This window comes from Nitrosospira sp. Nsp2 (assembly GCF_003050965.1).
Lineage (GTDB): Bacteria > Pseudomonadota > Gammaproteobacteria > Burkholderiales > Nitrosomonadaceae > Nitrosospira.
In genome coordinates this window covers 119,699-146,014 of record NZ_QAOU01000002.1, presented here as the reverse complement: position 1 = coordinate 146,014, position 26,316 = coordinate 119,699, and the positions used below count along the sequence as shown (strand labels likewise).

Annotated in this window: 28 protein-coding genes and 1 pseudogene; 22 read left to right on the top strand and 7 right to left on the bottom strand. The window is 58.0% G+C overall.

Annotated elements, in window-relative coordinates; genetic code table 11:
• Positions 1-716: 716 nt before the first annotated feature.
• Positions 717-1,496, bottom strand: a complete 780-nt coding sequence (locus C8R31_RS04820) for a calcium-binding protein (protein ID WP_181320438.1) — start codon at positions 1,494-1,496, stop codon at positions 717-719.
• Positions 1,497-1,855: 359 nt separating this feature from the next.
• Between C8R31_RS04820 and C8R31_RS04815 the strand changes: the two genes are divergently transcribed.
• From C8R31_RS04815 to C8R31_RS16465, 3 genes are all read left to right on the top strand, one after another.
• The gene (locus tag C8R31_RS04815) at positions 1,856-2,287 is read left to right on the top strand and encodes a hypothetical protein (RefSeq protein WP_107692942.1); all 432 of its coding nucleotides are present in this window, start codon (positions 1,856-1,858) and stop codon (positions 2,285-2,287) included.
• A 4-nt stretch (positions 2,288-2,291) separates the two neighbouring features.
• Positions 2,292-2,549 carry a hypothetical protein gene (locus C8R31_RS16470; RefSeq protein WP_181320436.1) on the top strand — a complete coding sequence of 86 codons (258 nt, stop codon included), beginning with the start codon at positions 2,292-2,294 and terminating at the stop codon, positions 2,547-2,549.
• A gap of 65 nt (positions 2,550-2,614) precedes the next feature.
• A complete protein-coding gene (locus tag C8R31_RS16465; protein ID WP_146164553.1) occupies positions 2,615-3,019 on the top strand; it encodes a PEP-CTERM sorting domain-containing protein in 405 nt (134 codons plus the stop codon).
• A gap of 15 nt (positions 3,020-3,034) precedes the next feature.
• Here C8R31_RS16465 and C8R31_RS04800 read toward each other — a convergent pair whose 3' ends face one another.
• Complete coding sequence (locus tag C8R31_RS04800) at positions 3,035-3,523, bottom strand: hypothetical protein (protein ID WP_107692939.1); 489 nt, start codon at positions 3,521-3,523, stop codon at positions 3,035-3,037.
• A gap of 376 nt (positions 3,524-3,899) precedes the next feature.
• Here C8R31_RS04800 and C8R31_RS04795 point away from each other — a divergent pair, with 376 nt between their 5' ends.
• From C8R31_RS04795 to C8R31_RS04785, 3 genes are all read left to right on the top strand, one after another.
• Positions 3,900-5,087, top strand: coding sequence for a DUF1624 domain-containing protein (locus tag C8R31_RS04795; RefSeq protein ID WP_107692938.1), 1,188 nt, complete (start codon positions 3,900-3,902; stop codon positions 5,085-5,087).
• Positions 5,088-5,353: 266 nt separating this feature from the next.
• Positions 5,354-5,620, top strand: coding sequence for a hypothetical protein (locus C8R31_RS04790; RefSeq protein ID WP_107692937.1), 267 nt, complete (start codon positions 5,354-5,356; stop codon positions 5,618-5,620).
• 282 nt (positions 5,621-5,902) lie between these two features.
• Positions 5,903-6,334: an OsmC family protein gene (locus C8R31_RS04785; protein ID WP_375136121.1), complete on the top strand. Its 432-nt coding sequence runs from the start codon at positions 5,903-5,905 to the stop codon at positions 6,332-6,334.
• Positions 6,335-6,527: 193 nt separating this feature from the next.
• On the opposite strand, the gene C8R31_RS04780 is transcribed toward C8R31_RS04785, so the two are convergent.
• The 4 genes from C8R31_RS04780 to dapA all read right to left on the bottom strand — a co-directional run bounded on the left by C8R31_RS04780 (position 6,528) and on the right by dapA (position 11,412).
• On the bottom strand, positions 6,528-7,910 hold the full coding sequence (locus C8R31_RS04780) for a DASS family sodium-coupled anion symporter (RefSeq protein WP_107692935.1): 1,383 nt from the start codon (positions 7,908-7,910) through the stop codon (positions 6,528-6,530).
• 412 nt (positions 7,911-8,322) lie between these two features.
• Positions 8,323-9,270: a F0F1 ATP synthase subunit gamma gene (locus C8R31_RS04775; RefSeq protein WP_107692934.1), complete on the bottom strand. Its 948-nt coding sequence runs from the start codon at positions 9,268-9,270 to the stop codon at positions 8,323-8,325.
• A gap of 82 nt (positions 9,271-9,352) precedes the next feature.
• The gene (bamC, locus tag C8R31_RS04770; protein ID WP_107693450.1) at positions 9,353-10,465 is read right to left on the bottom strand and encodes an outer membrane protein assembly factor BamC; all 1,113 of its coding nucleotides are present in this window, start codon (positions 10,463-10,465) and stop codon (positions 9,353-9,355) included.
• A 38-nt stretch (positions 10,466-10,503) separates the two neighbouring features.
• Positions 10,504-11,412, bottom strand: a complete 909-nt coding sequence (gene dapA / locus C8R31_RS04765; protein WP_107693449.1) for a 4-hydroxy-tetrahydrodipicolinate synthase — start codon at positions 11,410-11,412, stop codon at positions 10,504-10,506.
• Between the two features lie 442 nt (positions 11,413-11,854).
• Between dapA and C8R31_RS04760 the strand changes: the two genes are divergently transcribed.
• The 16 genes and pseudogenes from C8R31_RS04760 (at position 11,855) to C8R31_RS15810 (ending at position 25,485) form a co-directional block, all read left to right on the top strand.
• A complete protein-coding gene (locus C8R31_RS04760; protein WP_107692933.1) occupies positions 11,855-13,021 on the top strand; it encodes an ABC transporter permease in 1,167 nt (388 codons plus the stop codon).
• Complete coding sequence (locus C8R31_RS04755; RefSeq protein WP_258192547.1) at positions 13,015-13,941, top strand: ABC transporter ATP-binding protein; 927 nt, start codon at positions 13,015-13,017, stop codon at positions 13,939-13,941. Before C8R31_RS04760 ends, C8R31_RS04755 begins: the two co-directional genes overlap by 7 nt.
• Positions 13,941-14,879: an MlaD family protein gene (locus C8R31_RS04750; protein ID WP_107692932.1), complete on the top strand. Its 939-nt coding sequence runs from the start codon at positions 13,941-13,943 to the stop codon at positions 14,877-14,879. The genes C8R31_RS04755 and C8R31_RS04750 overlap by 1 nt, the downstream gene beginning before the upstream one ends.
• Positions 14,876-15,571 (top strand): ABC-type transport auxiliary lipoprotein family protein, encoded by a 696-nt coding sequence (locus C8R31_RS04745; protein WP_107692931.1) that lies wholly within the window; start codon positions 14,876-14,878, stop codon positions 15,569-15,571. Before C8R31_RS04750 ends, C8R31_RS04745 begins: the two co-directional genes overlap by 4 nt.
• A gap of 186 nt (positions 15,572-15,757) precedes the next feature.
• Positions 15,758-16,198 (top strand): hypothetical protein, encoded by a 441-nt coding sequence (locus C8R31_RS04740; protein WP_107692930.1) that lies wholly within the window; start codon positions 15,758-15,760, stop codon positions 16,196-16,198.
• A gap of 384 nt (positions 16,199-16,582) precedes the next feature.
• Positions 16,583-17,770, top strand: coding sequence for a sensor histidine kinase KdpD (locus C8R31_RS04735; RefSeq protein ID WP_258192546.1), 1,188 nt, complete (start codon positions 16,583-16,585; stop codon positions 17,768-17,770).
• Between the two features lie 75 nt (positions 17,771-17,845).
• Positions 17,846-19,132 carry an RNA polymerase sigma factor gene (locus tag C8R31_RS04730; RefSeq protein ID WP_107692929.1) on the top strand — a complete coding sequence of 429 codons (1,287 nt, stop codon included), beginning with the start codon at positions 17,846-17,848 and terminating at the stop codon, positions 19,130-19,132.
• 176 nt (positions 19,133-19,308) lie between these two features.
• Positions 19,309-19,689 (top strand): YciI family protein, encoded by a 381-nt coding sequence (locus C8R31_RS04725; protein WP_107692928.1) that lies wholly within the window; start codon positions 19,309-19,311, stop codon positions 19,687-19,689.
• 59 nt (positions 19,690-19,748) lie between these two features.
• On the top strand, positions 19,749-20,138 hold the full coding sequence (locus tag C8R31_RS04720; protein WP_107692927.1) for a YciI family protein: 390 nt from the start codon (positions 19,749-19,751) through the stop codon (positions 20,136-20,138).
• 183 nt (positions 20,139-20,321) lie between these two features.
• Positions 20,322-20,774 (top strand): VOC family protein, encoded by a 453-nt coding sequence (locus C8R31_RS04715; RefSeq protein WP_107692926.1) that lies wholly within the window; start codon positions 20,322-20,324, stop codon positions 20,772-20,774.
• A 1-nt stretch (position 20,775) separates the two neighbouring features.
• Positions 20,776-21,189 carry a YciI family protein gene (locus tag C8R31_RS04710; protein WP_107692925.1) on the top strand — a complete coding sequence of 138 codons (414 nt, stop codon included), beginning with the start codon at positions 20,776-20,778 and terminating at the stop codon, positions 21,187-21,189.
• Between the two features lie 110 nt (positions 21,190-21,299).
• Positions 21,300-21,656: a DUF1428 domain-containing protein gene (locus tag C8R31_RS04705; protein ID WP_219907450.1), complete on the top strand. Its 357-nt coding sequence runs from the start codon at positions 21,300-21,302 to the stop codon at positions 21,654-21,656.
• Positions 21,657-21,924: 268 nt separating this feature from the next.
• Positions 21,925-22,578: a glutathione S-transferase family protein gene (locus tag C8R31_RS04700; RefSeq protein WP_107692923.1), complete on the top strand. Its 654-nt coding sequence runs from the start codon at positions 21,925-21,927 to the stop codon at positions 22,576-22,578.
• A 229-nt stretch (positions 22,579-22,807) separates the two neighbouring features.
• Positions 22,808-23,497: a glutathione S-transferase family protein gene (locus C8R31_RS04695; protein WP_107692922.1), complete on the top strand. Its 690-nt coding sequence runs from the start codon at positions 22,808-22,810 to the stop codon at positions 23,495-23,497.
• A gap of 453 nt (positions 23,498-23,950) precedes the next feature.
• Positions 23,951-25,241: pseudogene (locus tag C8R31_RS04690) on the top strand (arsenic transporter).
• Between the two features lie 76 nt (positions 25,242-25,317).
• The gene (locus tag C8R31_RS15810; protein WP_146164552.1) at positions 25,318-25,485 is read left to right on the top strand and encodes a glutathione S-transferase C-terminal domain-containing protein; all 168 of its coding nucleotides are present in this window, start codon (positions 25,318-25,320) and stop codon (positions 25,483-25,485) included.
• Between the two features lie 145 nt (positions 25,486-25,630).
• Here C8R31_RS15810 and C8R31_RS04685 read toward each other — a convergent pair whose 3' ends face one another.
• Positions 25,631-26,191: a DUF4142 domain-containing protein gene (locus C8R31_RS04685; RefSeq protein WP_107692921.1), complete on the bottom strand. Its 561-nt coding sequence runs from the start codon at positions 26,189-26,191 to the stop codon at positions 25,631-25,633.
• Between the last annotated feature and the right edge of the window lie 125 nt (positions 26,192-26,316).

Genomic DNA, 26,316 nt, shown 5'->3' with positions numbered 1-26,316 from the left:
ACGCGATTGATCACTCGCGAACGCGCGAGCAGCAAGCCTTCAAAACCGACTGCTGCCGAACAGTAAAGGCGGGATGGCGCAGCCCCGTACCAGGCATCCTGCTCCACTCACGCTCCACCGGCCGCTGCTGGAAGATTGATGACGACAACTGTTTGGGGGCAACCTTGTTGCGCATCAACTTTTTTAAAAAATATTTGCTTCACGCATGAACTTTTTATTTCAGCTTAAGTCGAACTCAAGCGGGCATTTGGAGTTCGGCTCGCTGATGTCTTGTGTTTTTGACGTGTTTTTGATCAACCTGGTAGTACAACCGTTGTACTGGTCATCAATGTAGTCATATTCTTGAGCATCTAAATCCTTAAGGAGGTAATCATGGAAATGGCAATCCTCGTGGTAGGTATCGGAGCAGTCGCCCTCTGGTTCTTCATGTCAAAGGACGGACACAGGGATTAATCTACCGAAGAAATTGAGTAGTGCTACCAAGCAGTAATTCTTCTGATTACAAAATAACGAACCCAACTAACGAGTCAATTCGCCGATGCTCACCCTGCGCTCCGCGGTGGCATCGGCATCTTTTTTGTGGGGGCGGCGCAGCCGCTACCCGTGGCCCCGGATTCTGCCCCGGCCTGTCGAACCCTTGACCCGGGCCTTATTACCTGATTGTTCTATACAAGCGCTTGCCACTCGGACATCCGGGACATCCACCCGCCTCCCCGTCACAGGATGATGTCATTCGTTTGACCGACCAGGTCCAGAGGCGGGTTGCCCACCAGACGGACCTGCAAATCGAGCGAACCGGGAATCCCGAATCCAATCACCGTTGCCGTCAGTATCCCCTGGCTATACGTCAACTGGTTCAGGTTGAATGCCTGGTTGCCAGCCACCTCCCGGTTCGCGTCAATGGTCGAGAGATCGATGCGGTCGCCCAAGGCGGCTCCCCTGCCATCGAAGCCGATAATATTGTCGCGAACCACCAGCGGACTGGTTTCCTCGAATCCCGGGCTGTCAGACAGCGCGTCATAATCGAACACATCATTTCCCCGCCCGCCATTCAGGGTATCCGTACCGCTACCGCCGTTAAGGGTGTCGTCGCCGCTTTCACCGTATAGCCTGTCATCTCCGGCTTCTCCCCGTAATTTGTCGTTGCCTTCGCCACCCAGGATAATATCGTCGCCCGCTCCCCCAAGAATTCTGTCCGCTCCTCCACGTCCAAGCAAAATATCGTTACCTGCCTGTCCATCGAGGCGATCATCACCGCTTCCACCGTCGAGACCATCATGACCGGCTCCGCCCAATAGCGTATCGTCGCCGTGATCGCCGGACAGAACGTCGTTACCATCGCCACCATCCAGGGTGTCGCTGCCATCGCCCCCGTCGATGACATCGTTACTGCCGTTTCCCGAAAGCCTGTCGTTTCCTCCAAAACCAAACATGAAATCGGAGGCATTGCCGAGTGATGCGGTGTTTGCTGATTCGTCTCCAAAATAAAAGGCCATGATGGATCTCCTCTGGTTCAGGTTAAACAGGTAGGAACGCCCGTTGCCGGCTGGTACTGGAATTACCATCTCCCGCAGCCGGCTCTATTAATCTGTAGCACACCGCGCGCAGTTAGCAAGCGTCCCGCGATTCATCTTGCATGCAGACCACTTGCCTCGCTGAGCCTGGACGAGGTTTTCGCGCGTGTATTAAGACGGCCGTAAGGTTGGAAGGAAACAACGCTTGATTCGTTCTGTAGCACCCATCCGGAAAAGCCGATGCCGCGATTTCGCTGCCTTGTCAAACGCAATTCATCAACTAGAATAAAAATGAATCCAGCCTGACATCTCAAACAGCTCTTTCCACCAGAGGGCTCGCCATGAAAATGAGCTATTACCCTGAAATCCGCCGCTTTGGCCTGGCCGCCGTCGTGATAATGGCCCTAAGTTTCGCTCCGCCCCCCGTGGCTGCGGCCCCCTTCTCCCTCACCGGATGGATTGTGGATTCCAATAGCAAGGAGCTGATCAAACTAGGCAACCTGGGAAGAACTCCCCCTACTACTACTGTTGCGGCGATCAACGACTCCGGCCAGGTAGTGGGACAATCCTACACAACCCACCCCTTTTACCCTCAACGCGCTTTCATCACCGGCCCTAATGGTGCAGGCATGACTGCTATTGCCTTGGACGGAGACCACAGTAGCGCCTCCGACATAAACAATTCTGGACAGGTAACAGGACTTTTCGGCACAGTCGCTGGTAAACCAGCCCTTTTCTCACGGGCCCCAATGGGGTTGAATCCGCGATCTTAGTACCGTGCTGGGAGACAGGAGTTATCCCGTCGGCATCAACGATGCCGGGCGACTGGCGGGAAACACCCTCGTGCTGTCCAGTTTAACTAACCGCGCGTTCATAACAGGACCCAATGGCGTCGGGAAGACCGACCTCGGCACGCTGGGTGGAAGTGAAAGCACCGCCCTTGACATCAACAATGCCGGACAAGTGGTGGGAGGGTCCACGACAGCTCTAGGTGAGCACCACGCTTTTATCACCGGTCCAATGGCGCCGGCATAACCGATCTGGGCCCCCTGCTAGGAGATGCGAGCATCGCCCTCGCAGTAAACAACATCGGACAGGTGGTGGGATCTTTCCACGACGCGGCTTCAGGTGAAGAGCATGCTTTTGTCACCGGCCCCAATGGCGTGGGTATGCGGGATATTGGTATTGGGTTGCCCTTTGGCGTCAATGACATCGGACAGGTGGTGGGATATTTCTACGACGCGGTTGCAGGTGAATACCATGCTTTTGTCACCGGTCCCGATGGGACGGGCATGACTGATCTCAATATGTTAGCGAGGCCACCGGACGGGACTATTCTAGCGAACGCTTATGACATCAACAATTCGGGGCAGATCGCGGTTACTGGCACCATACCCGAGCCGGCAACCTATGCCATGATGCTTGCCGGCCTGGGGATAGTGAGTTTCATGGGAAGACGCACGAGGTTAAACAGGTTCCGTGCGGTTAGCCGATCTGGTTGTTAAGCTGGAAGCTACTGCTCACCCAATCGATGCCAGCTTGGCCAATCGGGCTTGGATGTCCTTGTCACCAGCAACAATTATGAGCCACTGTTCAACCGCCTCGGTAACATCAAGGCAAAACCGATCCACTTGCAACTGGAGAACGTTATTGACGTGGTTCATGTGAATGAAAGATCCCTGGCGCGGAATGTCGAAGTGAAAGCGTTCCAACGCTTGCCGCGCGCGCTGATCATCGATTCCAAATTCGCCCTGGTGCAAAAAAGCGCAGCGCAAGGCGTAGCAATCCAGGCCGCTGAGGAAAGTGTGAAGCGCTCGATTCGGGCCGATATTCGCCTGATAGCGCTTCAGTAAAAATCGGTCATACCAATCGACGAACCGCGCCCGCGAATTCTTTGATGGATTCTCGGTCCTGCCGCAGATGTCAGGCATGGTGAGCGCTATCGCAAGCGCTGCATACCAGTTACCTTGTGCAACTGCCGCTTTGGTAGCGGTAACGAACTGATGCATTTCATGCTTCCATGGTCGCTACCTTGCGATCGGGAAACCATGTTTTTCCCTTCTGGACGCGGCTGATGGGATGATATCTGATCGGCTCCGAGAAGCCCGGCGGCAGGATTACTGCCGCCGGGCCGGGCTCCCTCTTGTAGGTATACCCTGGTGGAGGAAAACTTCTCCTCCACTTCCTATGATACAACCATTCTGCGGCTTGGGTATTGGACTGAGGTACTATCCGCCCAATAAATTTTGAGCGGCATCCGCTGGATTACTGGAGGCGCGACCTGCCGGTGAGCCGTATCATCTCCCCGCAGGACGCTCCCAGCTGGCAACCCCATCGGAAGCGACACTAATTCGACCGCTGGATGAAACAGGGAATAAGGCACGCATGTTGACCACAAACTCTCCATATACTTCGGCGCCCTCGCCCTACATCGTATCGGTGGACCTGTTGCGTGGCTTGGTGATGGTGCTGATGGCGCTCGATCATGTGCGCTGGTTTTTTACCGAAGCCGACTTCTCTCCTACCGATCTGTCCCGCACCGATACAGCCCTGTTTTTCACCCGCTGGGTAACCCATTTTTGTGCACCCGCCTTTGTCTTTCTGGCGGGAACCAGCGCTTTTCTTTCTGCCACGCGCGGTCTCACGCGCCGGCAGCTCGCCCGCCGGCTGTTCACCCGCGGTCTGTGGCTGGTATTTCTGGAAGTGACGGCTGTTCGCCTCGCCTGGGATTTCAACCTGGATTACAGCCAGCTGGGATTGGGGGTTATCTGGGCGCTGGGATGGTCGATGGTAGCGCTTGCCGCATTGGTTTATCTCCCGCGATGGGCAATCGCCTGCACCGGTATCGGCATGATCGTGGCCCATAACCTCCTGGACGGCCTACGGCTTGACAACTTCCGCGCCCTCGACGGCTCGCTGCAATGGCAGGGATGGCTGCTGAACGTGCTCCACGTGCCCGACTCCCCTATTTCGTATCCGCTGATCCCATGGATCGGGGTCATGGCGGCAGGGTATGCTTTCGGGCCCATCCTGCTGATGCCGCCAAGCCGGAGACAACAATGGCTGCTTGCAGGGGGAACGGCGATCATCACCGCCTTCGTCCTCTTGCGCCTCTATAACGGCTACGGAGACCCGAGGCCATGGGTCTCACGGGAAACGGCCTTGTTCACGCTACTGTCCTTTCTGAATACGAGCAAATACCCCCCCTCCCTGCTCTTCCTGTTGATGACGCTCGGACCCACGCTCATACTGCTGGCGATGTTCGAGCGACGGCAGGCCCCGCAAGGGCCGATATCGAGCCTGCTTATCGTCTTTGGACGCGTGCCGCTCTTCTTCTACCTCCTGCACCTGTACGGCATACACGGGCTGGTGCTCGTTTTCGCCTTTGCCATGAATCGCGACATCGAACCATTCCTGGCATCTTTCGACGCTTTCCCGTCCTGGTGGGGGTTCAGCATGCCCACCGTCTACCTGTTCTGGGTCGCAGTCACCCTGCTGCTCTACCCGCTTTGCCGCTGGTTCGCTGCTGTTAAGGCGCGCCATAAGGATAGCTGGTGGACACCCTACATATAGCCCTCGGCTTGAGTTGCTGACCGCCGCGCCTCATCCTTTTTTATTACAATCGCGCCAGCGGGAAACTCACTAGGCTTGAAACCATAGCCTGCACCCGTCGCCCGAAAAAATCGCTTTCGACCGCCGATCCTGCGAGACACGGTTTTTTTGATTAAAAAAACCTGCTTGGCGCGGCCATATGTGCGGTATCTAACGAAGTTTGAACATCCTCCTTTGGTAAACTATTTTTGCGGCTTTTTTTGCAATTTTTGGAATCAGGAGTTGTTATGGAAAACAATCTTTTTCAATTTCCCATAACTGGATGGGAAATAAAATCCGAGCCGGTTGATGGCCTGCTTTCTGTCCGCTTTCCGTTTTTGTCGCACGGACAGCAGAACCTTGCCGAGGCTGACCCCGGCAGGCCGTATGTCATGCAGGCCGAGCAGGCGCGCGAGCTCAGGGATGCGCTGTCCAGGGCCCTGGAACACATGGACAACCACGCGCACGAGTCTGCATCGTCACCGGCTTCACCCAGCAGCTTGTCCATCTATTGAAAGTCGGCCCGTTCCGATGATTTGCCACCAGCCAAGCGGGTTAGCTAGCGCATAGCAACTTGAGCCGGGCCGCACCTCTCGCGAAAACAGCGGACGGACATGTAATCGCCGGGCCGCAGCGTTCGGTTTCGGACGCGACACCGAAACCCGCCCAACCGGCTTGACCGGCAGGCCTCGCCCCGTGCGGCGTCGTGCCTGCGTTCGGAAGCGCACAGACATGCGGGTGTCAAATCCGTAGTCTTGCAGCATTCCCCGCGCTCACTCTCATCTACTCAAGGAAAAATCATGACAGTCAAAAAGGCATGGGCAATCTGGAAGGGCAGCATCAAGGAAGGTGAAGGCACGATTTCCACCGAGACGGGGGTGCTCAAAGAGGCACCGTACGGGTTCAAGTCACGCTTCGAAGATGGCAAAGGCACCAACCCGGAGGAGCTGATTGCGGCTGCGCATGCCGCCTGCTTTTCCATGGCCCTTTCCATGATGCTGGGCCAGGCCGGCCTCACGCCGGACCGGATCGAAACCCACGCCGAGGTCACGCTTGAGAAAATTGGCGAGGGCTTCGAGATAACGGCCAGCCATCTGCGCGTAGTCGCAAAAATACGGGTCGCGAGCGAGGAAAGATTCCAGGAAGTCGCGAACAGGGCGAAAGAGGGCTGCCCAGTATCCAAGCTTCTGAAGGCCAAAATCACGATGGATGCGAGGCTGGCGGAGTAGCGCGCAACGAATACGCCGCACTGGCGGTATTACCGGGGTGGAACTGACAAGGCATGTCAGGTTCCCCTTCGGGCTTTCAACACCCCGTCAACACCCTTTCAACCCTCTTTCCACATCTTTATTCCCTGCCGCAAATCCCGGACGCGCTGACCCGCAGTCCTGTCTTTTCATCGCCGCGCTTTCCGGGAAGACGCTACGCCACGAGAAAATAGCAAACAAGCGTGATAACCGCGGCCCCGATGAAATTAAGCGCCAGCCCTTCGCGCGCCATGGTGGAAATGGGTACTTTTCCGGTACTGAACACGACGGCATTGGGCGCCGTCGCAACCGGCAGCATGAAAGCGCAACTTGCGCTCATTGCAGCCGGTATCATCAATAACCGGGGGTCGATGCCCGCTGCAAGACCTGCGGGCGCGAGAATCGGCATCAGCAGGACTGTGGTCGCGGTATTGCTGGTGGTTTCGGTCAGGAAAGTGACCATCAGCGAAATGCTCACGATAACGATCAACGGATGCAGGCCCGCCAGACCCGACAGGTGAGCGCCGACGGAGTTCGACAGCCCTGACTCGACGAACGCCTGGGCGATGGCAATTCCTGCCGCAAAAAGAATGAGAATTCCCCACGGCACCCGTTCCGCCGTCTTCCAGTCGAGCAACTTTCCACCGCGCCCGTCGGGAACCAGAAACATCACTACCACCGCGGACAGGGCGACGATCGCGTCACTGGCGCCCTTGAGATTGAACCAGCCGCTCCAGCCGCCAAAGGGTTCAAGCCGCGTCACCCAGGCGAGTATGGTAATCCCGAACACAATCAATACCCGCCGCTCCTCCGGGCGCCACGCCCCGCAAGGGGGAATAACCAGTTGGCCCTTATAATCCAGGTTACGCGTCAGCCATAGCCCTGCCAGTGGCACGAACAGCAGCACGACTGGCAGACCCCAGCTCATCCATTCGGTGAAGCTGATTGCGGAACCTGTGAACAGGGCATACTGTTGCATGAAGATGAGATTGGGCGGCGTCCCGATCGGCGTGCCCAGACCGCCTATGCTCGATCCATAGGCGATACACAATAACAACGGCGCCGCCAGTTTGCTGTCCGGGCTCTGCGCAATCACCGCGAGTGCTATGGGCAGCATCATCAACGCGGTCGCCGTGTTGGATATCCACATGCTCAAGGCAGCACTGGCGATCATGAAACCGAATACGATGCGGCGGCTGCTGTGGCCGCCCACCAGGTTCACCATGCCCAACGCAATGCGATGGTGCGCGCCGGAGCGTTCCATCGCGGTAGAGATAATGAATCCCCCCAGCAGAAGCAGAATCAGTTCGTTGCCGTAAGCGGCGGATATCTTTTCCTGGGGCAGGACACCGGCAAGCGGGAAAACCGCCAATGGAATGATCGAGGTGGCCGGAATGGGTATGGGTTCGAATATCCACCATACCACGCACAAAACTGCAACCGCGCCAGTCCAACAGGCTTCTGCTCCCCAACCGGAAAAGCTCATTGCCAGGGCGACGCTCGCCGCTAAAAGCGGGCCGGCAATAAGCGCCCACCGGCGAATGGCTATGATGCGCATGAATTGGAGGGCGGGAGACCGCGGCCGGGTTAGCTGAACAACGCAGCTTGAAACTTTACAGGAAAACCCGGGCTAGCATGGCTTCTTCTGCTATTCACCCGTCCCCCTGGCCGACGCATTTGCGCTTTCCTCGTCAATCGTTACCGGCCGGGAACTGGCAAAATATACGTCGTATACGTCGGATGGGGTGCTTCAGGAGACCGATGCCCAAGAAAAAGCCCGGCGCAGGATCGCTGCCGCCGGGCTACAGGCACCCGCTACGTTGGGGAGTCATTGGGTCACTCCCGAGTCTTCATCTTACCCACTTTTCGTGCCTTTCCAATTGGACCAAAGTACACCTTTTCCAATCAGATCTTCATGACCCCATTACAAATCGTGCCTTCCTTCGCTCCTTCGTTCGCTCCGCGCGCGATTACCGATACTCGCGCCGCTTTCCAGCTTGCTCTCCCGTGAGCGCCTCCACCCCCGCGATAACGTCGAATAATTCCTCGTCGATCTTGCTTTGCCGCTGCCGATAAAACGTTTTCTGAAGATCTTCAAGCAGCTCATCAATGTTGCGCTCGGCGCGCTCCATCGCAGTCAGCCGGCTTGCGTTCTCGCTCGCCATCGATCCGGCACAGGCGCGGAAAAGCGATACGAACAGATACTCGCGGACCAGCGCCTGGAGCGTAGAGGCAACATCCCCTGCAACCTCGGGAAGATTCTTCGATGGCCAGGGAAGTTCAGCCAGTGAGCGACGCCACGTTTCATCCAGTGGTAACAGGCGCTCGGCGACGGGTTCATATACCATACCCGGGCCGGAGCGATTGTAAAAGAGATAAAGCCGCTCCAGTCTATTTTCGGGGCCATTCTTATGCTGCGCCACGCTCTCCAGCGTGCCCGGCACCATGATCCGTAACAGAAGTTCACCGACCAGCGGCGTTATGCCCTTGATCGACAGTGGAACGTCAAAACGCCCGTTCAGGGGCAGTTGCATATCGCCAAGACGGTCGTGCACGCGCTCGCCTATGGCCCAGATTTTCTTTCTACCGGACAGGGACGCCAGCGTGTCGCGGGCATAATCCGCAACGACATCGTTGAATTGCCCGACCAGTCCCTGGTCCGAACCGAATACGATCGCGCCGGTTACTCCGGCGTCCTCCTTTGCTCTCGGTGCCGCCATCGTTGCCGGCGGTGTCCTACCGCGAAAGCAAACGCTCAAGCCAAGCTGCACCACGCGGTAGTAGTCGTCCAGCGAACGCGCGGATTTTTCGTATTGAACCAGGTTCGCCGTGGCCAGCGCCTTCATTGTACTCACCACCGAACCCAGATCTCTGGCCCGGTCAATTTTTCGGCGCAAATTCGCGAGAGTATCGCTCATGGCTGATGCACCTCCATCCTGCACGTCCTGTCCGTCCCGTGAATGCAGAACGCGGAGCCCTGAAACGGTTGCCCTTCCGTGGTTACTTCAGCTGCTCATACAGCAGCTTCAATATCCGGCTGGCATTGCTCGACGTCTCGGTCGCGCCCTCCTTGTTCAGCACCTTGACTTCCGTGCTGTCCCCGGCTTCGCTCAGCAGTATGCGATACTGGCCTGCCGTTTCGGTAGCGGTTTCGTCGCGCCAGAAAGCAAGCTTGGAAAAGAAACCTGCTCCCGCCGCGCCACTGTCCACATCCGGGTCGATATAGCGCACGTAGTAGATGCCCTGCGAGCGGTTGCGGTCTTCCACCGTGAAGCCGACCCGGTCAAGCGCGAGCCCGACCCGGCGCCACGAACGGTCGAATGCTTCGTTCACTGTCAGCACGCCCCCTTTCTCCTTGAGCCGGGCGCGCTCCTGGGGCGCGCCTGTGCTGGTCACCGCTGACCTGGCGCGCTCTTCCCCCACCCCGAAACGCATCATCAGCCTTGAAAGCATTTCTGCTTCGAGATCGGGGTCGGCCGGGCGAGGCTGCCAGACGGTGCGCACATCGCCCTGCATCACTTCATACATTCCGCGGTGACTGATGTAGATCTCCGTCGTGCCGCCCTCTCCGCGCTCCATCCGCGTGCGGAACTTGTCGCGCTCGGAGGTTGAATACATGGAATCGAGTAGTTTCCCAAGAGTATTGCGGATGATGTCCTCGGGAATTTTCGCGCGGTTTTCCGCCCAGTCCGTCTCCATCACGCCGGCTTCGGGCAGCTCCACTTTGACGAGGAAACCGAGTTCGTGCCAGAATTCCTTCACCACCGGCCAAATCTCGTCGGGTTCGCCCCTCACCACCAGCCAGCGCTGCGTGCCCGCGCGTTCCATGCGCACCCCGCCCTCCTCCAGCGAGGGCAGAATGGCTGCCCCGGAGGGGTTCGGTGTCTTGTTGCGCTCCGCATTGTAGGCGGAAAAAGTTGCGCTTCCGGTCGGGCTGATGTCCGGGACGGTATAACGTTCGTCCGAGCCGGGGGCCGTCAGATCAGGCGGCATTTCCAGTGGAGGCAGCTTGCCCGCCGATTTATAACTGATCTTTTTACCTTCCGGCAACAGGTTGCACCCCGTCGCCATCACCACCGTCAAGCATAATGCAGCCGCTATACGCAATCTCATGTGCAACGTTTTACCCTTCGTCATTCGTCGTTGAATTTCTAGATTGGCCAGCCGTTAATATGTTTTGTCCCCGCGTCGCGCATCGCTTCCATTACTGCCTGATGGTGCTTATCCGATAGCTGCGTCAGAGGCAGGCGCAAGCCGGGCCCGATCAAACCCATTTGCGCCACGGCCCACTTTACCGGAATGGGATTCGCCTCGATGAATAAATCCGCATGCAGGCTCAGCAATTTCCCGTTCGTGGTCCGGGCTGCCGCAAAATCCCCCGTGAACGCCGCTACGCACATCTCGTGCATCAGTCTCGGCGCGACATTGGCAGTGACCGATATCACGCCGTGACAGCCCAGCAACAGCAGCGCCAGGCCGCTCGCATCATCACCGCTAAAAACGGCAAAGTCCTGCGGCACGCTGCTCAGCAGTTCGAAACCGCGCCCCATGTCCCCGGTTGCATCCTTGATGCCGACGATATTAGGGATCTCCGCCAGCCGCAGCACCGTTTCATTGGCCAGGTCAGCCACAGTCCTGCCCGGCACGTTGTACAAAATCTGCGGAATCTCCACTGCTTCGGCCACCGCGCGGAAATGCCGGTACAACCCTTCCTGGGTTGGCTTGTTGTAATAGGGAACCACCGACAGGCTCGCGTCCGCGCCGGCATCCTTGGCAAAAATGGAGAGATCGATCGCCTCCCGGGTGGAATTCGCACCCGTCCCGGCGATGACCGGGACGCGCCCGGCGGCTCGCTCCACCGCCGTCCTGATCAGCAGATGATGCTCCTCGAAATCCACTGTAGGGGACTCGCCGGTCGTACCGACCACTACGATGCCGTCGGTTCCCTCCGCCACGTGATAGTCGATCAGGGCGCTGAAACGCTCCAGATCCAGTTCCCCATTTTCATGCATGGGCGTGACGATGGCGACAAGGCTGCCTTTTATTGCAACACTATTCATGAAGTGTCCATCGGGTGAAAAGGGATATTTTACCTGAATCTCGCCTTCGCCAAGAATATTCCCTGAACCAGTCGGGGTTTCCCGCAGCAGCGGGCCCACCCGGCGCTCAGGCTCGTCGCAACGCGCCCCTGTTCCCACCGGCACGGCAGCGGGCGCGGTTCCGGCGTGGAGTCTGGATTGTGACAATGCCGTTGGTATCTCGTTCCCCAAGCTCGTCATTTTGTCCGTTTGTAAAAACATCGTTCCCTTATTATTACGGTAGTCTCGGGCAAGTTCTTGACGTCACACGCCCCTTCAGGTATCTCGTCCATCAGCGGCCTTTCGAACGCCTGAAGGTCACCGCTCAATGAATAGTTCGCCGTTGAACTCCGCCGGGTGCTATAAACCAAATTGAAACAACAAGATCTGCTTTGGACGTCTAAAGTTATGGAGATAGGGGTCTGTGACAACCACGGCTGACTCAGAGCTTCTGGCATGGGACGAGTCCGGCGGGCGGCCTACCCTGATCGTTCGCGGAGACTGGACGCTCGACAAGTATGTCGCACTGGGCGAGCAGATCGCCCGCCTGCGCGCCGAGGCTGGCGACCTGAGCGCGGCCCAGTATGACGCGGGCAACGTTGACCTGACCGGTCTGGAAGCGCTCGATACGGCCGGCGCTTCACGGCTATATGAATTGCTCGGCGGCGAGCTCGCCGGAAAACTCTGCGGGCCGGAGTCCGGGCTGAGCGCCGAACGCGGTGCGTTGCTGCAAACCGTCGCCAGCGCGATGGAAGCAGCCGGACAACCGGCGCGCAAGCGCCCCCGAGGGGCGCTCATCGAAATGCTGGGCCGGGCTGGACTTGCGATGGAAACCTTCTGGCGGGAAATTCGCGCCCTGCTCGGATTCATGGGTTTCACCCTTGAAGCGCTGGCCCATGGCCTGCTCCGGCCCCGGCGCTGGCGCGTTACCTCCGTGGTTGCGCAAATAGAGACGACCGGGCTCAATGCCGTACCGATCATTTGCCTGCTCAATTTCCTGGTAGGTGCGGTGGTTGCTTTCCTGGGCGCCACCGTGCTGGCTGAATTCGGCGCTACCATTTATACCGTCAACCTCGTCACTTTCGCTTTCCTGCGCGAACTTGCCGTGCTGCTCACGGCCATTCTCATGGCCGGGCGTACCGCGAGCACGTTTACGGCGGAACTCGGGTCGATGAAAGTCAACGAAGAGATCGACGCCACGCGGGTGCTTGGGCTGAGTCCGGTCAACCTGCTCGTGCTCCCCCGTGTACTGGCACTGCTCGTATCCCTGCCGATTCTCACCTTCCTGGCGATGATTGCTGGGATACTGGGAGGGGCAGTGGTGTGCGCATTGCATCTCAATATATCTTTTGTGATGTTTCTCAATATTTTTCATGATCAAATAGAGCTGAGGCATTTTCTGGTGGGGATGTCCAAGGCCCCGGTGTTTGCCTTCGTCATCGCGGTGATCGGTTGCCTGGAGGGCATGAAAGTAAGCGGCAGCGCGTTATCCGTGGGACAGCACACGACTGCCAGCGTCGTGCATTCGATTTTCGTCGTCATTCTTCTCGATTCGGTCGCGGCGCTATTTTTCATGGAAATGGAATGGTAGATAGGCAGGCAGGGACCTCGGACGAGGTGGCGAGCGAGTCGGCAAGAACTGCGGCCGGGCACATGGTCGCCAAAAGCAGGGAGCCCGGGCGCGCCGCATCTACAGGCGAGGCGCCAGGGGACCAAGCTCAAGGGCAGGAAACGGTCATCGAGGTCAGTGATCTGACAAACCGCTTTGGCAAGCAGGTGGTGCATCATAAGCTGAATCTGGATGTCTACCGCGGCGAGATCCTGGGTGTCATCGGCGGTTCCGGATCAGGAAAATCGGTGCTGCTGCGCTCGATTGTCGGATTGCAAACTCCTGCCTCAGGCCGCGTGCGCGTGCTTGGACAGGACGTTTCGAGCCTGCCGCCTGAACGCCGCTCCACCCTGGAACGACGCTTTGGCGTGCTGTTCCAGGGTGGAGCGCTTTTTTCATCGTTGACGGTGATCGAGAATGTTGCCCTCCCCCTGATCGAAAATGCGCGGCTCCACCGGCCGGAGGCGGAAAACCTGGCGCAAGTGAAGCTGGCGCTTGCCGGCCTGCCCGCCGACGCGGGACAAAAATATCCGGCGGCCCTGTCGGGGGGGATGGTGAAACGGGCCGCGCTGGCCCGCGCGCTTGCTCTCGATCCTGACATACTGTTTCTGGATGAACCCACGGCCGGGCTGGACCCCATCGGCGCCGCCGAGTTCGACCAGCTCATCCTTACGCTTCGCGACGCGCTTGGTTTCACCGTTTTTCTGGTCACGCACGACCTGGATACCCTGTACACCATCTGCGACCGAGTCGCTGTGCTGTCGGACAAGCACGTCCTGGCGGCCGACAGGCTTGACGCGGTGGAGGCAATCGAGGATCCCTGGGTGCAGGCATATTTCAACGGCCCCCGCGGGCGGGCGGCCAAAAAGGCAAACCGCCAACTCACTATGGAAACCCATTGATGGAACCGCGCGCAAATCATGTCCTGATCGGCTCGTTCACCGTACTGGCGGTCGCGGCAGCACTGCTCTTCGCCTTATGGATGGGCAAGGGGCCGGGCGCCGCCCAGCAGCGTTACTACACGGTCATCTTCAACGAGGCAGTCAGGGGCTTGTCCGTCGGCAGCGAGGTCCAATACAGCGGAATAAAGATTGGCGAGGTGGCGGCGCTGGAACTCGACCCGAGCGATCCGCGAAAAGTGCTGGCGCGGGTGCGGGTGGAAGGCAATATCGCCATCAAGCGGGATACCAAGGCGCGCCTGGCGCTAACCGGCATCACCGGCACCTCTGTGATCGAATTCAGCGATGGATCGCCGGAGAGCCCTGACCTGGTCGCCAAGGATGACGGCGATCCCGTCATCGTCGCGTCTCCCTCCCCTTTCGCCAAGCTGCTGGAGCAAAGCAGCAGCAACCTCGCGGGCATTACAGAGGTTATCCAGCAGGCGAAAACCATACTTTCCCCCGCCAATGTGCAGAATCTGACCAAAACGGTGGCCCATCTGGAACGGGCTTCGGGCGCGATAGCCAGCCAGGACGATAATGTCAAGGAGCTGATCCGGCAACTGACCGCCGCCAGCAACCAGGCAAACGCTATCCTCCAGCAGGCTTCCGGCATGGTGGGCGATGCGCAGGCGCTCGTCGACAACGAGGGTGTCCACGCCTTCAGGAGCGCGGACCGCGCCATGGCTTCCGTGGAGAAAAGCGCACAGTCGATTGATCAGCTGCTGGCCGACAACCGGGCGACGCTGAGCGGGGGGATCCGGGCTTTCGGCGAACTGGGTCCCGCCCTGCAGGAGCTTCGCGATACCCTCGTCTCGATCAGGAGAATAACCCGCCGGCTGGAGGACGACCCCGCTGAATACCTCACAGGCCGTCAAAAAATAGAGGAAATCGAACCATGAGTGCCCCCACATCGCGGCGATCCCGGCAATATCTGCGTTGGTTCGGCTTCATCGCTGCGCTCGCATGGCTATCGTCCTGCTCGATCCTGCCTAGTGAAACCATCGCGATATACCAGCTCCCACCTTCGTCAATCGTCCCGGCGACCGCACCGGATCGGCTGCCGTTGACGCTGCACATTGCCAAAGGGGACAGCAGCCGCGTCACCGACAGCCAACGCGTGCTGATACTGAACCAGGACAACCGGATCAGCGCCTACAAGAGCGTGCGCTGGAGCGATCCGCCTCCCGTCCTCCTGCGCAACCAGCTCGCAAGCGCTTTTCGCGCTGATGGCAGGCTCAGCCTCGTGAGCGATAGTAATCCCAACCTGACGCGGGACCTCGAGCTCAGCGGCGATCTGGATGCGTTCCATGTCGAACATTCCGCTGGAACGACGGTCGCAGTGGTCCGGTTTTATGCCGTTCTCGCGCAGCCGGCACGCAACCGTATCCTCGCCGCGCGCGGCTTTGAATCCCGGCAGCCGGTGAACGGCAAAGGAATGCCTGAAGTGGTCGCAGCGTTCGGCAAAGGCGCCGATGAGGTTGGAAGGGAGATTATCGGCTGGACGATCCAGCACGGCAATTCCATGCAAGCAGGCGGGAATGAGATGCCCGCGTCTGCCGGAAGAACAAACCCGCCGGAAGAAAAGCCCTGATCCGCACCCCGGTCGACGTACCGGTGCTCAAGGGGAACGTCCGCTCTTGTCGGCTGAAAGAAAACAATCAATAATTTCTGTCGCGAAATACAGAACACGTAATATTTTAAATAATTCCCTCGAATATAAATGCCGGAAAGAACGGGTGCCTAATTGCAAAGAAAGTTCAGTAAATGCATAGGAGCGATGCTGGCCATGATCGTGTTTTGTTCAGCAGGCGTGAGCGCGTCCTCGATAGACCCTCCAATGCTGGGAAATGCGAAGCGCATTTCCGGGAAATGGGTTGGGCACTACGAATGCTTTGATGGAAAAACCGGCGTTACCTTAATGCTTACGGGCCACAAGAATGGGAAGGTCGAGGGTAGCTTTTCGTTTTACCCAATGTCATCAAGCGCTGACATGGCTACAGGCCGTTTCGCTCTCGTTGGTTTTTATTATTATGACGGCTCCATGATTCTGGATAGCGGTGCATGGATAGAAAAACCCGAGGGACATGAAACGATCAGCCTGAGAGGGAAAGTTAATCCTGAATTTGATACATTCACAGGGACGGTGCCGGAGTGCTTCAATGCCGAATTCAGCTTGGAAAAAATGCAACGATTACATTACGACAAGACGCTTGATTAAAAAATCGCCAGAAGGTGAAGTTCTAATGAAACGCCCTGATCTGTACATTCACAATTATTGTCCAGGCTCGAATCGGCCAACACCCGGCTGTTCCTCCAAATGCCGCAGCCGGCGCTAGTCTCCCCCAATCCCCGTACTTCGACTTGAGGTAGAACGTTGGTAGAATGTTGCATCGCTGATGCTCATCTTCCCGCAGACCTCTTCAACCGGCTTGCTAAGCTCGGCCTGCCTCAGCGCAAAGATCGAAAGAAAAAGCCGGACGAGACGGATGCGGACGCCCACCCGCACGAACCACGCTAGTACGCTAGTGCTAGTACTATGTGATTTACGAAAATGCCGAAATGGGACCGCAACCTTTTTTAAATAAGATAAACAAGGAGAGCTATGGTGACCCTGTCCACCGATCAAAATCTTGACCCTGGCAAACTTTCTGCAAATGGTAGAAGGATGCTCGCCCTCAAAGAGGAGGTACTGGCGGAATGGACAAAAAGACTGCGCCAAACGGTCAAGGAAGCCGAACGGCTGGCTCAGCCTATCCTGATCAATACCTTCCCCGCGCTGTACGACAATCTTGCACAAGCTATTTCTCCGGGCTACCCCAGAGTCACGGCAAATGAAGGGAACACCGTAGCAAGTGAACACGGCAGCGAGCGCGCACGCCTGACAAACTACAATGCGTATTCAGTCATCTCCGAGTATCAACAACTGAGATGGACTATTTTTGACGTTCTGAAGCTGAATGGTATCGAGCTCGACGAGAGTGAAGTTTTTGTGGTTCACACTTCTATTGACGGATCGATACGTGAGTCGGTGAATGGTTTCGCTCTCGCGCAGGCGGCGCTACGCCAAAGATTCATCGCAGCCCTGACGCATGACCTGAGAAACCCATTATCGAATGCCCACGCATATGCCCAACTGATCGAGCGCACCACGGATCCGCTCAAGACAAAGGAGTTTGCAAGGAAAATTCTGGACAGCCTGAACCAAATGGATGGAATGATCCAGGAGCTGCTCGATTCTGCCGCATTACATAGCGGAGAGCGGCCACGCCTTCACCTGGAGGAATTCGACCTGCAAGAGGTCATTAAGGAAGTTTGCGATCAACTTACGGCCGAACATGGGTGCCGCTTCCAATTCATGGGCAATACGGTCACGGTCTGGTGGGATCGATCAGCAATCCGCCGCGCATTAGAAAATATGGTGGGCAATGCCCTGAAATACGGTACGCCTGATACCCCTATACGAGTCAACATTGCTTTGGTAATCGAGCGCACGATACTGTCCGTGCATAACGAAGGAGAACCCATTCCCCCGGATGAGATGGAGTCCATATTCCACGTATTCATTAGAGCAGAGGCTGCGAAAGAAGGAAACAAGGAAGGCTGGGGGATAGGCTTGCCTTACGTACGTAGCGTGGCAGAAAGCCATGGTGGAAGCGTGACCGTCGATAGCGCAGCGGCGCGAGGAACGACATTCATAATGGACATGCCGCAGGACGCGAGGCCCTTTCAAGATGCTCCGATATTGGGAGAAGCTTGGCACGTGGAAGCCGCTCGATCTGCTCGTTCATAGCGCAGCTGGAACCCTGCCCGGTGGCTCGATCCCGCCACTTGCCGGGCTTGTCATTTGAGACTCGCGGAGGTGCGGATGGACGACCGTAAGCAGTCACCAGGGGACGTTCCCATTGCGGCCGGGCTCTCCGGGACCATCGGGCTGCATGAGCAGTTGGAGCCAATCTACCGGGCGGAATCGCGTCGCGTGTTTGCGACGCTGGTCCGCCTCCTCGGCGACTTCGACCTCGCCGAGGAGGCGCTGCACGACTCCTTTCGCGCCGCGCTGGAGCAATGGCCGCACGAGGGCGTGCCGGCCAACCCGCGGGCCTGGCTGGTATCCACCGGACGTTTCAAGGCGGTCGACACCTTGCGGCGGCGCGCACGTTTTAGCCTCGTGGAAGACTTCGACGATCGCCCCGATCCGGCGAGCGAGGACGTGCCGGACCAGGACAGCGTCGAGGACGACCGCCTGCGGCTGATCTTCACCTGCTGCCATCCCGCCCTGTCGCCCGAGGCCCAGGTTGCGCTGACGCTGCGCGAGGTGTGCGGCCTCACCACCGAGGAGATTGCCCGTGCCTTCCTCATTGCGGCGCCCGCGCTCGCGCAGCGCATCGTGCGTGCCAAGTCCAAGATCCGCGACGCACGCATCCCCTATGAAGTGCCCGAGCATGCGGAGCTGCCAGCCCGGCTCGACAGCGTGCTGCGCGTGATATACCTCGTTTTCAACGAAGGCTACTCGGCATCGGCCGGCGATCTGCTGACGCGTGCCGACCTGTCGGGCGAGGCAATCCGGCTCGGCCGGCTGCTTGCTGAACTCGTCCCCGAACCCGAGTCGATCGGGTTGCTGGCACTGATGCTTCTTCAAGAGTCGCGGCGCGCGGCGCGCACTACCCCGGCGGGCGATCTCGTGCTGCTCGACGAACAGGACCGGTCGCTATGGAAACAGGAGTTGATCGCTGAAGGCTCCGCGCTGGTCGAGCGCGCGCTCGTCTCGGGCCGCGTTGGCCCTTATGCGCTGCAGGCGGCCGTCGCCGCGGTTCATGCCGAGGCGCCGAATGCCGCTGCAACGGACTGGGGGCAGATCGTCGGCCTCTACGATGTCTTGCTGCGGCTCGATCCGTCGCCTGTGATCGAGCTGAACCGTGCGGTGGCAGTCGCCATGCGCGACGGTCCGGCGGCGGGACTGGCGTCGGTCGACCAGATCCTCGCGCGCGGGGAACTCGCTGACTACCACTTGGCGCACGCCGCCCGGGCTGATCTATGCCGGCGTCTGGGAAGGGTTGACGAAGCTCGGGCAGCCTACCGGCGGACGCTGGAACTGGCTCGACAGGCGCCTGAGCGTCGGTTCCTTGAGCGGCGACTCGCTGAATTGCCTGAGTGAGGCCCCGTAGTGATGCCGTAGAGCGATGTCGCGTAGTCATGTTGTGGAGTGATATCGCGAAATAATGTCGCGTAGCAGTGTCGATTTGGCAGCGCGCCGTTCGACCAGGAGTACGTACGCCCAACTAAACACGCAAACACGCAAACACGCAAACACGACAGAGAAGGAGGAAGGCAATGAAATACTTGTGTCTCGTCTATCTTGATGAAGGTCGCCTCGATGAACTGCCCGATGAAGACTGCGTCGCCTACGACTCGGCGATCCGGACGAGCGGCCACTGCCTCGCCTCGGAGGCACTGGAGTCAGTCCGCACGGCGACGACCGTGCGCGTGCGCGACGGCAAGGTGTCGATCACCGATGGGCCCTTCGCCGAGACCAAGGAACAGCTTGCAGGCTTCTACATGATCGAGGCCAGGAATCTCGATGAGGCGATCGCGCTCGCGGCAGGTATCCCGCCTGCGCGCGTGGGCAGCATCGAGGTGCGCCCGATCCGGCCCATCCGCGAGACTGTCGCCGGAGCCGATACCGTCCCGCACGCGCACCCGGAGAATCGCTGAGCGCTGCGACTATCAAGTGCCAATATCGGGTGAATCCGCCATTCACGAGGAGAAACAGCATGAAATACCTGTGCCTGATCTGTGCCGAGAAGGTGATGGAGCAAATGCCCCCCGCCGATGCGGACAAGCACTTTGAGGAATACCGCGAGTTTACCGACAGCATACGGCGCAGTGGCCACCTTATCGGCTGCAACCGGCTGTTGCCGCCTGACGCCGCAAGTACGGTTCGGGTGCGCAACGGCAGGGTCTCGGTCACGGACGGTCCGTTCGCCGAGACGAAGGAGCAATTCGGTGGCTACTATCTTATCGAGGCCAGGGACCTGAACGAAGCAATTCAGGTCGCATCGCGGATTCCGGGCGCGAAACGGGGTTGCGTCGAGGTGCGGCCTGTCGCAGAGGATTTACAGACTCTGCGTGCGCTTGGAGCTGACGGTCCGGAATTTGCATGATGGCGAGAGCGCCATGTCGATTTGGCGGCCCGTCATTCGACTATCGGATGCAAGCAACTGTATTACCCGCTCAAAGGAAAGCCTGTCATGGACACCGCGACCACTCTTGCAAGTACCACGGCCGGTGCGAGTTAAGAAACGATCCCCGACCCTTCAACTTCATTTTTAACCAAGGAGAGCACCATGCGAATTGACCCTTATCTCATGTTCAACGGCCAGTGTGAGGCCGCCTTCAAGTTCTACCAGCAGTGTCTCGGCGGCACCCTTAAGGCGATGATAAAATTCTCCGAAGCGCCCAAAGGCGAGCACGGCGAGGACGCCGCCGGCGGGTGTGGCCCGCTTCCCCCCGGATCAGAAAACCTTATCATGCATGCTTGCCTGTCGTTCAACGACCAGCTTCTGATGGCGTCAGATACGCCCTCCCACTGTCCTTACGAGGGCATCAAGGGTTGCGCGGTTTCGCTGAACGTCGATTCGGTTGGCGAAGCCGAACGCATCTTTGCCGCGCTTTCCGAAAATGGCACAGTGCAAATGCCGCTCGGCAAGACCTTCTGGGCTGCCCGCTTCGGCATGTTCATGGACCAATTCGGCGTGCCCTGGATGATAAACTGCGAAGCCGGCAAGGAGGGTCAGTGACATGCGATTCATGATGCTTGTGATCCCGAAGGGCTATGAGAACGCGGCCGCCGGAACGATGCCGGACGCGAAGGCGGTCGAGAAAATGATGAAATACAACGAGGAGCTGCAGAAAGCCGGCGTCCTGCTCGCGCTCGACGGGCTGCACCCGCCGTCGATGGGGGCGCGCGTATCGTTCTCCGGGGGCCGGCCGACTGTCACCGACGGCCCCTTCATCGAGACCAAGGAGGTGCTCGGCGGCTACTGGATGATTCGCGTCGATTCGAAGGAGGAGGCGATTGCGTGGGCGTCCCGCTGTCCGATGGCTGACAATGAGATTATCGAGATCCGCCAGGTGCAGGAGCTGGCGGACTTTCCGCCTGACGTGCAAAAGGCGGCGGAGGGGTTTTCTGCGATGCGGCAGGGGCAGTCCTGAGAGATGGCTGGCATGCGTTTCATTCGGGGAAGCAAGGCCCTCGCGCCAATACCCAGGAACGACCACAGGCTTGGCTTGGGTCGTTTCAATTCAAACAGTGAAGGAGATCAATGATGAACTACGTGGATGGATTCGTTGCTGCCGTACCTACGGCAAATCGGGAAATCTTCCGGCAACATGCGGCAGCAGCTGCCGTGGTATTCAGGGAATACGGCGCACTGAACGTTGTCGAGTGCTGGGGCGATGACGTGCCCGAGGGCAAATTGACGTCCTTTCCGATGGCGGTCAAGCGTGAGGCGGACGAGACGGTGGCGTTCTCGTGGGTGACATGGCCCTCACGCGAGGTGCGCGACGAAGCCTGGAAGAAGATGATGGCCGACCCGCGAATGCAGCCCGACGTGAACCCAATGCCGTTCGACGGCAAGCGCGTAATCTTTGGCGGATTCGAGGTGATCGTAGAGGCCTAACGCTTGGCACAGGCTCATCTCTTGCGGGCAGACTTCGGACCCAGGATGCAGAGGCAGGATAATAAGCGATCGGACGAAGCCTGTAGCATCGGCGACAGCTCGCAGGCTTCCCGTCCTTGTTTTATCCAGCGCGTGTAAATCAACTCAGCTTGCCCATCGGCTATTTTATGCTGTTGCCATAGAACTGGGTCGTCTTCAATCTCGGTAAGTTTGCCTTGACAGCTTCCAGCCCCGCAGCCCATGATTTTGGCCAAGGAGGAGCCTCACGATGACCATCACCATTACCGCCTTTGAACGGTCACCCGACGGTGGCAAGGGAGTGGCGCGTGATACGCGTGTTCGCTGGGCGCTTGAAGAAGTGGGCCAACCTTACGAGGTTCGCCTTGTTTCGTTCCGTGCGATGAAGGAACCCGCGCATCTGGCGCTTCATCCTTTCGGCCAGATTCCGACCTATGAGGAAGGCGACCTCGCCCTGTTCGAGACAGGGGCGATCGTATTCCACATCGCCGAGCGCCATGCGGGCCTGCTGCCAGATGATGCCAATGCCCGGGTGCGCGCAATCACATGGATGTTTGCCGCGCTCAACACGGTGGAACCGCCGATCCTTGAACTTGGAACCGCGAGGCTGCTCGAGAGCGACAAGCCCTGGCATGCGGAGCGCCTTCCTCTGGTGGAAGATCGCGTTCGCGGTCGGCTAAACCAACTTTCTGTTCGCTTGGGTGATGCCGACTGCCTCGATGGTACGTTCAGCGCCGGCGACCTGATGATGGTGTCGGTGCTGCTCAGGCTGAAATCCTCGGGCATTCTGGACGAATTTCCGAACTTGGCCGCCTATGTCGTCCGCGGCGAAGCGCGTCCTGCCTACAAGCGGGCTTTCGCTGCCCAATTGGCAGTTTACACCGGCAAGCCACCGACCAGTTGATTGAGGTCCATCCCGGGCTCAAAGTCGTCATCCGAGTTTTTCGTTCAGTTTATGGGTCCTGACCCTAGGTTGGCTGAAGCCCTCGCGTGCATTCGTGTCTTGCGGTAAGAATACATGAATAGAAAAAGGTTGGCGGAGCGCGAAAAAAGTTAACAATCAAGGAAAGCTTAGCTTGCACCCTTATTTGCAGCAGGTATGCTTGGCCTTTTAAAAAACCATTAGAGGCATCATGGCCCTGACACTCTATTCTCACCCCCTGTCCTCCTATTGTTGGAAGGTTCTGATCGCCCTCTATGAGAATGGCACGCCCTTCGATGCGCGAATGGTCAATCTCGGCGATCTGGAGGCGAAGGCGGCGTTCAAGACGTTGTGGCCGACCGCGAAAATTCCGCTTCTCGAGGATGGAAACGAGATCGTCCCCGAGACCTCGATCATGATTGAGCATATCGAGCAGCGATATCCCGGAAAGCTTCGTCTCATCCCGCAAGACCCGCCTGTGCAATTAAGCGTGCGGCTATGGGACCGCCTTTTCGATCTCTACGTCATGGCCCCTATGCAGCGCTTCATCGCCCAGCAGCTGCGGCCGGCGGCGGAGCGGGACCTGGGAATCATTGGCGAATCGCTCACGGAGCTGCGAAATGCGTATGACATGATCGAGGACAGGCGCGGCAACCACAACTGGGCGGTGGGGGAAAGCTTCAGCATGGCAGACTGTGCTGCGGCCCCGGCGCTGTTCTACGCGCGTATCGTCGCGCCATTTTCGTCCAGCCACGTGAACCTGGCCCGCTACTTCGACCGGCTGATGGCACGCCCATCTGTCAAGCGGGTAATCACGGAGGCGCGGCCCTACTTCCAATACTTCCCGCTCCACGATGCCATCCCAGCGCACTTCCTTTCGGATGCGCCGGAGACAGCCTGACGCAAAGCAGGGTCGCCTTGCCCGGCTCTTCGCCGCGCTCGCGAATGGAAGCTCTGGTGCACAATCATCGACCAGCTCGGTGCCGGGTTTGCATCCGTATCCGGCCCGGCTCGACCGCTCCATATCGCCCTCCCGTTTGGCGCAGAAACTCCGCTCTTGACTTTCCCTCATATTTATATGATTCAGCGCATTAACTTACTCGTAAACCGCAATCCCGACGCGGCTGGCCGCATGGCTACAAAGTAGGAAACTTCAAGTGATCGGTGAAACGCGATGCGACGGTGTCGAATCCTGAAATATTACTGAATATCGCTTCTACCAAGCTCCAACCCTCCCGGACTTCCCCGAACACGCCGTTAAGCACGTTCTAGATTTTCCGACTGTCTCGGCTGCCAGAGCCGATAGTCACAGCGAGCGGTACCCGTTTAGAGGGCCGCTCAAAGGGAGAATGAAGTGCTTGTCGCCGTATTGATTTTTCTTGTCACCATTATCCTGGTGATCTGGCAGCCGCGCGGGCTCGGTATTGGTTGGAGTGCAACGCTCGGTGCTGTCCTGGCGTTGCTGTCAGGCGTGGTCCATCCCGCCGATATTTTGACGGTGTGGCAGATTGTCTGGAACGCAACGGCTACCTTCATCGCCGTTATCATCATCAGCCTGCTGCTGGATGAAGCCGGTTTTTTTTGAATGGGCGGCCCTGCACGTGGCACGGTGGGGCGGCGGACATGGACGGATGCTATTTGCCTCGATTGTCCTGCTTGGCGCAGCGGTTTCTGCCCTATTTACCAATGATGGCGCGGCGCTGATCCTTACACCTATCGTAATGGCGATGCTCCTGGCGTTGGGATTCAGTCCGGGGGCCACCCTTGCATTCGTAATGGCAGCTGGCTTCATTGCCGATGTTGCCAGTCTCCCCTTCGTCGTTTCCAACCTGGTCAATATCGTATCAGCCGATTTTTTCAGGATCGGTTTCAGGACATATGCCGTCATCATGGTTCCGGTGAATATCGCTGCCATCACGGCGGCTCTCGTGGTGTTATTGCTCTATTTTCGCCAGAGTATTCCGGCACGCTATGACGTGAATCAGCTTAAGCGGCCAAATGATGCCATTCGGGACGGAATCACTTTCAGCACCGGCTGGCTGGTGCTTATGCTGTTGCTGGTCGGATTTTTCGGCCTCGAACCTTTAGGCGTGCCGATCAGCGCCGTCGCCGCCCCCGGCGCGCTGCTTTTGTTCGCCGTTGCCGCGCATGGGCATGTCATCAGTACCCGCAAGGTGCTTCGAGAGGCTCCATGGCAGATCGTCATTTTCTCTCTCGGGATGTATCTCGTGGTTTATGGCCTGCGCAATGCGGGGCTTACCGACCACCTCACCCGGCTGCTCGATTACTTTGCACAGGGCGGGATATGGGGAGCTGCGTTTGGAACGGGTGTTCTTGTCGCGCTGTTGTCCTCGGTCATGAACAATCTGCCGACGGTGCTGGTGGGAGCCCTTTCAATTGATGCCACGAATGCCACAGGTGTGGTCAAGGATGCGATGATCTACGCCAATGTGATTGGCTGCGACCTGGGACCCAAGATCACCCCCATCGGTTCATTGGCGACACTGCTATGGCTTCATGTCCTGGCACGTAAAGGCATGAGAATCACCTGGGGCTATTACTTCAAGGTTGGCATCGTACTGACCATGCCGGTGTTGCTGGTTACACTGGCGGCCCTTGCATATCGTTTGAATCTCAATCAATGAATACGGGCGCTAGGGTCAGCAAAAATATAGGCGTAAGCATGCAAACTATTAACTGACTCGCTGACGGAGCTGCGAGATGCGAGATGCGTACGGCATGATCGAGGACAGGCGCGGCGACCGCAACTGGGCGGTGGGGAAAAGCTTCAGCATGACAGACTGCGCTGCGGCGCCGGCGCTGTCCTACGCATCGTCGCGCTATTTTCGGCCAGCCACGAGAACCTGGCCCACTAGTTCGACTGGCTGATGGCACGCCCATCGGTCAAACGGATAGATCGGAGGCGCGGCCTTACTGCCAGTACTTCACGCTTCACGATTCCAGACCGGCGCGATTCCTTTCAGAGGCGGAACCAAAACCACCGTAAACCGGAGCGTTCCAACCCTGCATCTCGTTAATGTGCACAGCACTGGTATTTCTGGCGGGGCGGTTCCTTCTTCAAAATGCTTTCCACCCGGATAGCCTGCTCGTAGGTGTGAAAAAAAAGCGGACGCGTCTTGACTAGCGCGCCCTTCAGTTGCTCATTCTTGACATTGTGAATCAGTTCGTTATCAATCATCTCGAGCATATGCTCATGAAAGGGGATTTCAAAATTGATGTACTCCTTGTCAAATGCCTCCCCTCTCAGCGGTTTCAGTCTTGCAATATTTTTGTCCGCGCTGGATTTCAAGCCCTGACTGATAGTATTTTCCCGCGGCGTAATTCCAAGCCGCGTGATCAGTTCAGTTAATGATTCAAGCGCCGTCGTATGATCAGCAACCATCCGTTGCGCGAAAAACCGTACTTCCGCGCTGGATGACTTGAACTGAGCAAGCGTGCCGGACTCGATATCCAAGGCATGCGCTGCGGTGATGATGGCCGCAATTTGATGATCATCCAATGCTGATTGTGCCTGGGCCTGAGTCCAAAATATAGGGGCGATAAACGCACTGGCAACCAGAAGGAGGATTTTCATAAGACTCCAGAATGTAGATTTCACAAGCCTCCGCAATGTCCGATTTGCATGAGAGTGCGTTGTGTTTCACGGATAAAACCTAGAATCGGTAGGTTTTACGCAGCCATTCCGGGCGAGTCTGTTAA